10 protein-coding genes and 1 tRNA gene are annotated in these 10,729 nt (G+C 64.2%); 5 read left to right on the forward strand and 6 right to left on the reverse strand.

The window, feature by feature from the left end:
* Positions 1–101: 101 nt before the first annotated feature.
* The 3 genes from FLM9_RS02730 to psaK all read left to right on the forward strand — a co-directional run bounded on the left by FLM9_RS02730 (position 102) and on the right by psaK (position 1,097).
* Entirely contained in the window at positions 102–410 is a 309-nt protein-coding gene (locus FLM9_RS02730) for a DUF2499 domain-containing protein (RefSeq protein ID WP_074457146.1), read from the forward strand.
* Between the two features lie 5 nt (positions 411–415).
* Positions 416–736, forward strand: coding sequence for a DUF3593 domain-containing protein (locus tag FLM9_RS02735; RefSeq protein ID WP_180365281.1), 321 nt, complete (start codon positions 416–418; stop codon positions 734–736).
* 100 nt (positions 737–836) lie between these two features.
* Positions 837–1,097 carry a photosystem I reaction center subunit PsaK gene (gene psaK, locus FLM9_RS02740; RefSeq protein WP_074457147.1) on the forward strand — a complete coding sequence of 87 codons (261 nt, stop codon included), beginning with the start codon at positions 837–839 and terminating at the stop codon, positions 1,095–1,097.
* An 84-nt stretch (positions 1,098–1,181) separates the two neighbouring features.
* Here the strand turns inward: psaK and dxs are convergent, their stop codons facing one another.
* Positions 1,182–3,119 (reverse strand): 1-deoxy-D-xylulose-5-phosphate synthase, encoded by a 1,938-nt coding sequence (gene dxs, locus FLM9_RS02745; protein WP_074457148.1) that lies wholly within the window; start codon positions 3,117–3,119, stop codon positions 1,182–1,184.
* 69 nt (positions 3,120–3,188) lie between these two features.
* On the opposite strand from dxs, the gene FLM9_RS02750 reads away from it, so the two are divergent.
* Together FLM9_RS02750 and FLM9_RS02755 are read left to right on the forward strand one after the other, a co-directional pair.
* A complete protein-coding gene (locus FLM9_RS02750) occupies positions 3,189–4,697 on the forward strand; it encodes a TM0106 family RecB-like putative nuclease (RefSeq protein ID WP_074457149.1) in 1,509 nt (502 codons plus the stop codon).
* Positions 4,698–4,714: 17 nt separating this feature from the next.
* Positions 4,715–4,787: transfer RNA gene (locus FLM9_RS02755), tRNA-Ile, on the forward strand.
* Between the two features lie 10 nt (positions 4,788–4,797).
* Here FLM9_RS02755 and FLM9_RS02760 read toward each other — a convergent pair.
* From FLM9_RS02760 to FLM9_RS02780, 5 genes are all read right to left on the reverse strand, one after another.
* On the reverse strand, positions 4,798–6,171 hold the full coding sequence (locus tag FLM9_RS02760) for a dihydrolipoamide acetyltransferase family protein (protein ID WP_074457150.1): 1,374 nt from the start codon (positions 6,169–6,171) through the stop codon (positions 4,798–4,800).
* 66 nt (positions 6,172–6,237) lie between these two features.
* Positions 6,238–6,762 (reverse strand): SMC-Scp complex subunit ScpB, encoded by a 525-nt coding sequence (scpB, locus tag FLM9_RS02765; protein WP_074457151.1) that lies wholly within the window; start codon positions 6,760–6,762, stop codon positions 6,238–6,240.
* 1 nt (position 6,763) lies between these two features.
* The gene (ilvA, locus tag FLM9_RS02770; RefSeq protein WP_074457152.1) at positions 6,764–8,299 is read right to left on the reverse strand and encodes a threonine ammonia-lyase, biosynthetic; all 1,536 of its coding nucleotides are present in this window, start codon (positions 8,297–8,299) and stop codon (positions 6,764–6,766) included.
* A 123-nt stretch (positions 8,300–8,422) separates the two neighbouring features.
* Entirely contained in the window at positions 8,423–10,291 is a 1,869-nt protein-coding gene (locus FLM9_RS02775; protein ID WP_257242973.1) for an ABC transporter ATP-binding protein, read from the reverse strand.
* 31 nt (positions 10,292–10,322) lie between these two features.
* On the reverse strand, positions 10,323–10,721 hold the full coding sequence (locus FLM9_RS02780; protein WP_074457153.1) for a RidA family protein: 399 nt from the start codon (positions 10,719–10,721) through the stop codon (positions 10,323–10,325).
* Positions 10,722–10,729: the final 8 nt, after the last annotated feature.

A 10,729-nucleotide genomic window follows, 5' to 3' on the forward strand; every position in this document is an offset into this window, starting at 1 on the left:
GGCACAAGGCTTCTCAATAAGACCAGACGACTCGGAGCGAATTTCCCAGGTTTTCCTTAAGTGCCGGGGCATTAGGCTGGCCTGCCAGCCCGGCGTTCTCCATGCATGTCTTGTCCTTGCCCACCTGGTGGATCCACATCAGTTCCGTGCTGGAGTGGTGCCTGGCCATGGGACTGGTGGTGCGCTACGGGCGGCTGCGGGGGGAATCGGACTGGTGCTGGTTGGCCATGGCCATGGCCCCGGCCCTGGTGAGTGCCCTGTGTGCCTGCACATGGCATGTATTCGATAATGCCGGCAGCCTCAAATGGCTGGTCACCATGCAGGCCGCGGCCACCCTGCTCGGCAACAGCACCTTGGCCCTGGCGGCATGGTGGCTGTGGAAACAGTCCCCAGACGGCTACTCCCCCTGATACCCATGGCGTCGCTGCTGTCAGCTTCCAATCTGTTCGCCCTGTCCCTCATCCCCTTTTTGGCCTTTTTGTGGTACGCCAAGCGCAGCCGGCGGTTTCCGCCACTGGCCTGGTGGGGATTTGCCGCCACCCTTGTTTTTGTCCTGATTACAGTGGTGGCCGGTGCAGTTGCCCAGTTGCGTTTTGGGCAGCAATTGGCGGACGTGGACCCCCTTCATGGGGGCGCCGAGGCCTTCCTGACCGTCAGCAACCTGCTGGTTGCCCTGGGTTTTGCCCAGGCCGGGAACCGGCAGCAAGGGGCCGGCAAAGACCCGGGCAAAAGATGAAAAAGTCTTACAAGCCTCTCGGGAATGGCGGGTTGGGTTGGGGATGGTTGGCAAAAATGTCACAGGGCTTTGTGCCACAACTCGTTGAAGGACCAGGATCTTGATTGAATCACTCTTTGCTCTGACTCCCGCCACCGTCACTTGGACTCCAGCAGTTGGCATGGTGATGCTGGCGTGCAACGTGGCAGCCATTACCCTTGGCAAGGCCACCATTCAGCAACCCAACGTGGGTCCGGCCATGCCTGGCGACGCCAAGTTTTTTGGCGGCTTCAGCGCTGGCGCTGTGCTGGGCACCACCAGCCTTGGTCATGTGCTCGGCTTTGGCGCCATCCAGGGTCTGGCCGCCCAGGGGCTGCTCTGATCCGTCTCTGCCGCTTGTCGTCTTCAATCCCCCCAGCGGAGGTGATTCTCCAGGCTGCCCGGCTCCCGTGCTCAGGCCATGGCCTCAGATTGAGGCCATGGCCTGTTGACGCTTGGCCTGGACGGCTGGAGTCAACCCCCGAACCGCCAGTCTGGTCAAAACGGCGTCCGTCATTTGGGGCGCAGTCAGACCCAGGTCTTCAAGACTTTCCTGGGGCTTGGCGTGATCCACCAGGCGGTCCGGGATGCCAAAACGCTGCACGGGCACCAGACAGTCGTTGTCTTGAAGCAACTCCAACACGGCAGAGCCGAAGCCCCCCAGAAGTGTGCCTTCCTCCATGGTGACCACCCGGCCACAGTGTCGAGCCAAAGGCAACAGCAGGTCTTGATCCATGGGGCGCAGGAAGCGGGCGTTGACCACCGCGGCGTGGATGCCGTGCTCCTGCAACAGACCGGCCGTATCCATTGCGGGCTTCACCATGGTCCCGTAGGCCACGATCAGCAGGTCATCCCCGGCCAACAACTGTTCGCCACAGCCCATCTCCAGAGGCTGCCATCCATCTTCCAACAGGGGAACACCCACGCCATTGCCCCGGGGAATCCGTATGGCCACAGGACCGTCATGGGCCAGGGCCGTCACCAGCATGCGCTGCAACTCCCCCTCGTCCTTGGGAGCCATCACCGTGAAGTTAGGCACCGCCCGCAGGTAGCTGATGTCGTACTGCCCTTGGTGGGTGGGGCCATCGGCGCCCACCACGCCGGCACGATCCAGCACAAACACCACCGGCAATTTCTGGATGCCCACGTCGTGGATCACCTGGTCGTAGGCCCGCTGCAGGAAGGTGCTGTAAATCGCCACCACAGGTCGCAATCCCTCGGCGGCCATACCGGCGGACAGGGTCACCGCATGTTGTTCGGCGATACCCACGTCAACGTATTGATCCGGTAAGGCCTTCTGCAGCAGGTCAAGTCCCGTGCCCGTGGCCATGGCCGCCGTGATGCCCACCACCCGGGGATTGTGCTCGGCGATGCGTACCAGGGTGGAGCCAAACACCTTGGAATAACTGGGGGGCTTGGGCTTGGCGCTGGGCTTTGCCTTGCCGCTGGCCAGGTCAAAGCTGGACTGGGCATGGTAGCCCACCTTGTCGGCCTCGGCGTAGGCATAGCCCTTCCCCTTGGTGGTGGCCACGTGGACCATCACAGGACCCTCACAGTTGTGGGCCGCCGTGAAGGTGCGGATCATGGCGGAGATGTCGTGGCCGTCAATGGGACCCATGTAGGTGAGTCCCAGCTCTTCAAACACGGCGCCCACCTTGGGTACAGCCAGACGCTTCATGCCCTCCTTGATGCGACTCAACTCAGGGGGAAGCTCCCCACCCAGGAAGGGGAGGTGGCGCATGCTTTCCTCCATGGAATCACTGAGAAACTGGATCGGCGGGCTCAGGCGCAGCCTGTTCAAATAGCCCGACAATGCCCCCACCGGTGGGGAGATGGACATGTCGTTGTCGTTGAGCACCACCAGCAGCCTGGTTTTAGGCAAATGACCGGCGTGGTTGATGGCCTCCAGGGCCATGCCGCCAGTGAGGGCCCCGTCACCGATGACCGCCACACACTTGTAGTCTTCCCCCTTACAGTCCCGGGCCAGGGCCATGCCCAGGGCCGCAGAGATGGACGTGGAGGCATGGCCAGCCCCGAAGTGGTCAAAGGGGCTTTCACTGCGCTTCAGGTAGCCGGCAACCCCTTTTTTCTGCCGCAGGGTATGGAAGCGGTGATAGCGGCCGGTGATCAATTTGTGGGGATAGGCCTGGTGGCCCACGTCCCAGCACACACGGTCCTGATCCAGGTTCAGGGTTTGATAGAGCGCCAGGGTCAACTCCACCACCCCCAAACCCGGTCCCAGGTGTCCACCGCTGGTGGACACAGTCTGCAGATGCTTCTCGCGAATCTGCCGTGCAACCTGCTCAAGTTCCGGGACGGTCAGCCCATGGAGCTGGTTGGGGTGCTGCAACTGGCTGATGTGCATCCCATATGGTGTCTCTTGCAGCAATCTAAGGTGGCTGGGTAGGAGCTGCCGGGTTGTCGGTATGGATTCTTGAAGGGTGACGGTCTGGTGATCAGCGATCGGCTGCTGCGCAGTTGGCTGCGTTGTCCCCGCAAGGCCTGGCAAGACCTCCACGGCGACCCCACCCAGCGGGCCTGGCATCCTCAGCGGGCCATTCAGTTGGGCCAGGAGCAGCAGTGCCTCAGCCGTTACGGTGCCTGCCGTGGCCTGACCATGGCGCGGGGGGCCGCAGAAGCCTTCCGGGGCGCAGCGGCTATCCAGGGCCTGCGGCTTCTGGCCCAACAGGAGCGCCTCCAACTGAGAGGACGGGTACCCCTCCTGTTGCGCCATGACGCCGAGAGCCGTCTGGGACCATGGAGCTATGTGCCGCTGCTGGTGCGCACAGGCTGCTTCATCAACCGCGAACAACGGCTGTGTCTGGCCTTTTTGGGCCGCCTCCTGCGGTCGTTTCAAGGGCGTCGTCCCCCCCATGGCCTGATGTTGAGCACCGGGGGGGACTGCCAACAGGTGTCGTTGGACCCACTGCAGCCCCAGCTTGACGAGCTGCTGGCGGAAATGGCCGTGGGGCTGAACCAACCCCACGCCCCGGACTTGATTGCAGAGCGCAAACGCTGCACCATCTGCTGTTGGCGGCAGCCCTGCAATGCCCATGCCGCCGCCAGTGGCCATCTAGTGGATGTGAGCGGTGTGGGTGCAGGCCGCCGCCGCCAGTTGATCCGGTTGCAGATCTCCACCATTGCGGAATTGGCCCAGAGCGACTCGGCCTGGCTGGGGCAGGCCCTGGCTCAACAGGGGCACCTCAGCCAGGCGGACCACCACAATGCCCTAGCCGCTGCCCTGGTGCTCCAGGCCCGGAGCCAGCAGAGCCAACGGGCCCAGCGCCGCCCCGGTTCTGCCGACTGCTCCGGACAGACCAGCCTGACGGCACAGCTTCATCACGCTCCAGGGGTGCTCTTCTACGACATTGAGGCGGACCCCGACGCCCGCGAGAACTACCTCCATGGCTTTTTAATCCAGGCCCGACAGGATCCAGGCGCACCGTTGGACTTGACACCGGACCCAACGGGCGTCACCCCACAACACCATCCCATCCTCTGTTTGCCCCACCATGGCGATGGGCGTTGCTGGCAGCGCATCCACCATTTCCTGAGCCGTTTTCCGGGCTGGCCCCTGCTGCACTACGGGGAAACGGAGCGGATTGAATTGCAGCGCCTGGCCCGCCGCGCCGGCGCCAGCGCCGCCTCACGGGAGGACCTGGATCGGCGCTTCGTGGATGTCCACAACCTGGTGCGTCAGCAATGGGTGCTGCCCCTCAGCAGCTACGGCCTTAAGAGTGTGGCCACATGGCTGGGGTTTCGGTGGCGCCATCCCAATGCGGAGGGGGCACGGGCCGTGTTGTGGTGGCGTCACTGGCGGCGTCATGGCCACTGCCATGACCTGCGCCGCATCCTGGATTACAACCAGGACGACTGCCAAGCCACCCGCTTTGTGGCGGCCTGGCTTCTGGCCCAGGAGTCAGGAGCAGGTCCCAGGGCCTAAACTCAACGGAACGCCATGGGGGCCTAGCAATCTGGTGAATGCAGCGGACTCATAATCCGCCTTAGGCGAGTTCGATCCTCGCGGCCCCCATCTCCACCCCTCAGAGGGCCAGGGATTCGGGGCGCGTCTCCAGCAGCTTGGCAAGGTCCTTCAGGAAGGCGGCGGCATGGGTGCCGTAGATCACCCGATGGTCGGTGGTGAGATTCACCTGCATTTGCCGCTGAATGGCCATGGCGTTGCCTCCGGCGACGGCCACCACGGGGCGGGAGGCCGCCACCGCCAGGATGGCGCCGGTGTCGGGGGGCAGGATGGCGGCAAAGCGATCCACACCAAACATGCCCAGGTTGGAGAGGGTAAAAGTGCCGCCGCTGTAGTCCTCCGGCTGCAGTTGCTTGCTGCGGGCCCGCTTCACCAGATCAGCCCAGGTGCGGGACAGGGAATAGAGGTCCGTGCGCTCTGCATCCCGCAGCACGGGGGTGATCAACCCGCCGTCTTCCATGGCCACGGCCACGGCCACGTGGATACCGGCGCCAAAGCGCATTCCCTCCGGGGTGTAGGCGCTGTTCAACTGGGGATGGGCGGCCAGGGTGACGGCAACGGCCTTCACCAGCAGGGCCGTCATGGTGACCCCCCTGGGTTTCACCTGCCGGTAGAACGCTTCCAGCGGGTCGGTGGTGATGGTGTAGCCCACTTGGAAGCAGGGCGCGCTGAGGCTGGCAGTCATGTTGCGGTTGACCGCCTGCTGGGCTGTGGTGAACGCCGCCGCTTGCCCTGGGGCGGCCTTGGCCAGTGCAGGCGCCGGGGCCGCCGCGGCGACCGCACCGGGCTGGGTCAAGGCGGGGCCGTCACCGGGAGCCGTGGCCATAGGGACAGCTTGGGGGTGCCCCTCCTGAGCCGACCCATGGGATGGCGAAGACGTGGAGAGCGGTTTCCCAGCCGCACGCTCCACGTCGTTGGCAACGATGCGGCCATGGGGACCACTGCCCTGCAGACTCTCCAGCGCCACCTCCAGCCGCTTGGCCAAGGCCTTGGCGCGAGGGCTGGCGATGATGCGACCTCCAGCGGCTGGGGCCGGTTCAGGCGCAGGGGCCGGCACGGGAGCCGGCGCGCTGGCGGTTGGGGTCGCCGGCGCGTCCGCCGCGGGGAACGCTGGCGCTGCTGGTGGGGTGGTCTTGGCGGGAGGCTGGCTTGCCGCCTCAGTGCTACGGGTCTTGGCCTCCTCCACATCCGCGGCAGTGTCCGCCACCAGCGCCAGGGTTTCCCCCACAGGGGCGCTGCTCCCCGCTGGCAACAGCACCGTGGCCAGGGTGCCACTGTGGAAACACTCCACGTCCATATCAGCCTTATCGGACTCCACCACCAGCACCGCTTCCCCCTTCTTCACCTCGTCTCCAGGCTGTTTTAGCCAGGACACGATCTTCCCCTCGCTCATGGTTGAGCTCAGAGCCGGCATGAAGATCTCATGAATAGCCATTCACTGCCCGATTTGCGCAGTGGTCTATCCTATGCCTCCCCAGAGTTGCTGCTCTGGCCGCGCCCTTCAGGTGGTAGACCCCTGACCCGATTCCCGGGTCGGCGGCCTGATGGCGTAGGTGCGGTGAAACTTCTCGGTGAGGGTGAGCCAGTAGGAGCGCCCGTCCTGTTCCCGGCGTCGCGCAACGAACCCCTGGGCCATGAGTTCCTTGATGTGGTCATAGGCTCCCGAACCACGCATGTCCACCAACGCCGCTTGGCGGATGGGTTGCTTGAGGGCAATGGTGGCCAGGGTGCGTAGGGTGGCGGCGCCCAGGTCGAGGGGCACCAGCGTATGGACCAACTCCGCCAGATCTGCCCGCAGTTGCAGGCTGTACCCGTCGCCGTCCTGGCGAATTTCCAGGGCGGTCTCCCGGTGGGCGTAATCCGCCATCAGGATCATCAAAGCCGTGGCGGCCTCTTCCGAGGAGCAGTCAGCCAGTTGGGCCAACTCTTTGAGTGTCACGGCGCGGCCCTTCAGATAGAGAACGGCCTCCAGCCGGGCAGGGAGGGACAGCGCTGCCGCCGCAATTGCTCCCGCAGAACTCTCCACTTCAGCCGAGGAAGAGTTGGTAGGCCTGGTTGCCGGTTTCATCCCAATAGCGATACCCCAGGGTTTGCAGAAAAGCCTGCCAGTCCTGCTGCTCTGTTTCCGGCACCTGCACGGCCACCACGATACGGCCATAGTCTGACCCCTGATTGCGGTAATGGAACATGCTCAGGTTCCAGTTGGGTCGCATGTGGGACACAAAGTGCATCAGGGCGCCGGGCCGCTCGGGAAACTCGAAGCGGTAGAGCAACTCGCCGCTGGCTGCCGGGCAGCGCCCCCCCACCATATGGCGGATATGCACTTTTGAAAGCTCGTCGTCGCTGAGATTCACCGTGGCAAAGCCACCCTCCCGCAACTGCCGCACTAGCCCGTCGGTGTCCTCGCGACCGTCCACCGCCACGCCAATGAAGATATGGGCCTGCTCCGGGTCGGCCATGCGATAGCTGAACTCCGTCAGGTTGTGGTTGCCCAGCATGGTGCAGAACCGCAGCAGACTGCCGGGGCGCTCCGGAATGGTGACGGCCAGCAAGGCTTCCCGCTCGGCCCCCAACTCCGCCCGCTCCGCTACAAAACGCAACCGGTCAAAGTTCATGTTGGCGCCACAGGCCACGGCCACCAGCCGTTGATCCCGCCGGCCACGGTTGATCACGTCCTGCTTGAGCCCGGCAATGGCCAGAGCACCGGAAGGTTCCAGCACGGAGCGGGTGTCTTCAAACACGTCCTTGATGGCTGCACAGATGGCGTCGGTATCCACCAGCACCATGTGGTCTACGTACCGGCGGCAGAGACGAAAGGTTTCCTCCCCCACCTGCCGCACCGCCACACCGTCCGCAAAGATGCCCACCTTCTCAAGGCGCACCCGCCGGCCAGCCGCCAGGGAGCGGGTCATGCTGTCCGCATCAATGGGTTCCACGCCGATGATCTCCACTTGGGGCCACAGGGCCTTCACGTAGGCGGCGATGCCGCTGATCAGTCCCCCTCCACCCACGGCTACGTAGATGGCCGTGGGTGGCTCCGCCATCTGGCGCAGGATCTCCATGCCGATGGTGCCTTGTCCGGCAATCACCTCCGGGTCGTCAAAGGGGTGAATGAAACACAGGCCCTGCTCCTCCACCAGCTTGCGGGCGTGGCTGCACGCATCGTCAAAGGAGCTGCCATGGAGCACCACTTCGGCCTCCAGGCGGCTCACGCTGCGCACCTTGACCGCAGGGGTGGTGCCGGGCATCACAATCACGGCCCGGCAACCACGGCGCTGGGCCGCCAGGGCCACACCCTGGGCGTGGTTCCCAGCGCTGGCCGTCACCACACCCCGACCAAGCTCTTCTGCAGACAACAGCCGGATGCGGTTGTAGGCCCCCCGCAATTTGAACGAAAACACCGACTGCAAGTCTTCCCGCTTGAACCACACCTGGTTGCCCAGGTCACGGCTCAGGTTTTTGGCCACCTCCAGGGGGGTTTCAATGGCCACGTCATACACCTGGGCCCGCAGAACACGTTCCAGGTAACTGTGACTTCGTGCCGGGAGGTCGGTGGAATCCATCGATGGGGTGAGGCCGCTTCTAATTTTTTCCGCCCATGGTCTGGTCTTACTTTCCGGATGTTATGTGGCGCCATGGACATCATGCCATGGTCACGGTGCGGTGCCGTGGCTGGCGCCCCCTGGTCAAAGGCGGTCCAACCGCACCAACTCGGCAAAGCTGGAGGAGGCCCTGCGCAACTCCTCAAAGCGGCCGGAGGCTTTGACACAACCGTTGGCAAGCTCATGAATCCGGTCGCAGCGGGCCACCGTAGCCAAGCGGTGGGCAATGATCACGGTTGTACAATGCCGACCCACCTGATCCAACGCCTGAATGACGCCGCTCTCGGTGCGGTTGTCCAGTGCGCTGGTGGCTTCATCCAGCAGCAGGAACCGGGCGCGGCGGTAGAAAGCCCGTGCCAAGGCAATCCGCTGCCGCTGACCACCGGAGAGCCGGATGCCGTTTTGACCAACAGGGGTCTGCAGGCCAGAGGGAAGACTGGCCACGAGCTCAGCCAACTGGGCCGCTGCAACGGCCTCCTGGACCCGGTGGTGATCAATGGCCTCCTGCTCCACCCCGAAGGCCACGTTCTGCTCCATGGTGCCGTCCAACAACTGAATCAGTTGGGGTACGTGGGCGCAACTAACCTGCCATGCGGGCCGCTGCTGCTCACTCAGCGGCTGGCCGTCCAGTTCCAGGCTGCCCCGTTGGGGCTGCAGCAGGGCCAGCAAAACATGGCCCGCGGTGGTTTTGCCGCTGCCGGTGGAGCCCACCAGGGCCACCCGTGACCCCACGGGTATGGTGAGGGTCAATTGACGCAACACCCACTCTGAACTGTCCTCCGGTTCCCCATAGCCGTACCACACGTCACGGAGTCCAATGGTGTGCTGTGGAAACACCGCGCTGGGAGGGGGCACATCGGGGGAGGTGAGGGTGAGGCGCCGACGGGGCAGTTGGAGCAACTCCACCACCTTATGTACCACCGGCAAGCCACCCCGAAGCTGGATCAGGGACGAGAACACGTCCTGAAGGGGGGGCATCAGCCGCAGCCCCGCCAGCGCCAGGGCAGCCAGGAAGGGAATCACCTGCCGCACCTGCTCCAGATCACCCCGCAGCAGCGGGGGAAGGGTGCCCAGTCCAAAAATGAGGGTAATGCCCAGGGGCTCCACCAGCAGGCGGGGAAGCTGGGGAAGGGTATCCAACTGCCAGGCATAGCGCCGGGCCTCATCCACGGCTTGCACAAACCGGTGCTGGAAATAGGGCTCCTGCTGCGCCAGTTGAATGTCCCGCACGGAACCGAGGGATTCCATCAGCAGACAGGTGGAGCGCTGGGCCAACTGGACGGTCTTCTGGTTGGCACGGCGCAGATAAGGGGTGAAGATCAGGGAAACACTCAGGTAGGCCGCCACCAGCAGGATCACCAGCCCCGCCGCCAGACCTCGCCCCACCACCAACACGCCGATGGAGATAAACACCAGCGTCAGACAGGCCCCCACCAGACGCAGCAGCGGGTAAACCACCTGCACGGCGTTGGCTTTCACGTTCTCGATGACCAACTGGGTGAGGTCGCCTGTTCTGGCCTTGAGGTGGTAGGTCAACTCCTGACCCATCACGTTGGCGTAAATTTGTGCAGAGAGGTCGTGCCAGATGTGGGCCGCCAGCTTTTGCTGGCTCACCTGCAATCCCAGCTTGCTCAGGGAGGCCAGCCAGGCCAAGAGGGTGAACAGGCCCACCAGCCAGAGGGTCTGGTCGTAGAGGGACCCTCCGAACACCTTGATGCCGGGCAGTTGATTGGGAAGGGGAACATCCACCAGCGCCGCCGTGAGCCGGGCCAGCAACACCACCGTCACCAGATCCATCAGGCCTGTCACCCCGGAGAGCGCCAGCAGTAGCAGTAGGGAACGGCAACGACGACGGGGTAGGGTCTTCAGCAACTGGAGCAGTTGCTCCACCGTGGCACCTCTGCGCCACAGCAGCCTCCACGGAGGTGTGGGATGTGGGGAGAAAGCAGGCAAGGGATCAGTCACCCCGCGCTAGAGGCTAGCGTCAGTAGGGAAACACGAGAACGGCAATGGCATCCATCTCCACACGGGCCTCCTTGGGCAGCGCCGCCACCTGGACACAGGCCCGCGCCGGCAGGACACCTGTGCCAAACATCTCCCCGTAGAGCCTGTTCACCAGGTCGAAGTGCCCCAGATTGGTGAGGTAAATCGTGGTGCGCACCACATGGGAGGGTGTGGCCCCTGCTGCTTTGAGCACGGCTCCCAGGTTGTGCAGCACCTGGGTGGTCTCGGCCTCCACATCATCGGGGAGTCCTACCATGGCGCCGGTTTGGGGATCCAGGCCAATCTGGCCCGAGCAGTAGATGGTGTTCCCTGCCCGCACGGCCTGGCTATAGGGACCTACTGGAGCCGGTGCGTCCGGGGTGAAAACAGCCTCTGCCATCGTGGGGG

The sequence above is a fragment of the Candidatus Synechococcus spongiarum genome (assembly GCF_900047545.1).
Taxonomy (GTDB): Bacteria; Cyanobacteriota; Cyanobacteriia; order PCC-6307; family Cyanobiaceae; genus Synechococcus_B; species Synechococcus_B spongiarum_C.

Coding starts and splice junctions, on each gene's coding strand:
- FLM9_RS02730 (WP_074457146.1), top strand. CDS start 102: ATGCATGTCTTGTCCTTGCCCACCTGGTGGATCCACATCAGTTCCGTG.
- FLM9_RS02735 (WP_180365281.1), top strand. CDS start 416: ATGGCGTCGCTGCTGTCAGCTTCCAATCTGTTCGCCCTGTCCCTCATC.
- dxs (WP_074457148.1), bottom strand. CDS start 3,119: ATGCACATCAGCCAGTTGCAGCACCCCAACCAGCTCCATGGGCTGACC.
- FLM9_RS02760 (WP_074457150.1), bottom strand. CDS start 6,171: ATGGCTATTCATGAGATCTTCATGCCGGCTCTGAGCTCAACCATGAGC.
- ilvA (WP_074457152.1), bottom strand. CDS start 8,299: ATGGATTCCACCGACCTCCCGGCACGAAGTCACAGTTACCTGGAACGT.
- FLM9_RS02780 (WP_074457153.1), bottom strand. CDS start 10,721: ATGGCAGAGGCTGTTTTCACCCCGGACGCACCGGCTCCAGTAGGTCCC.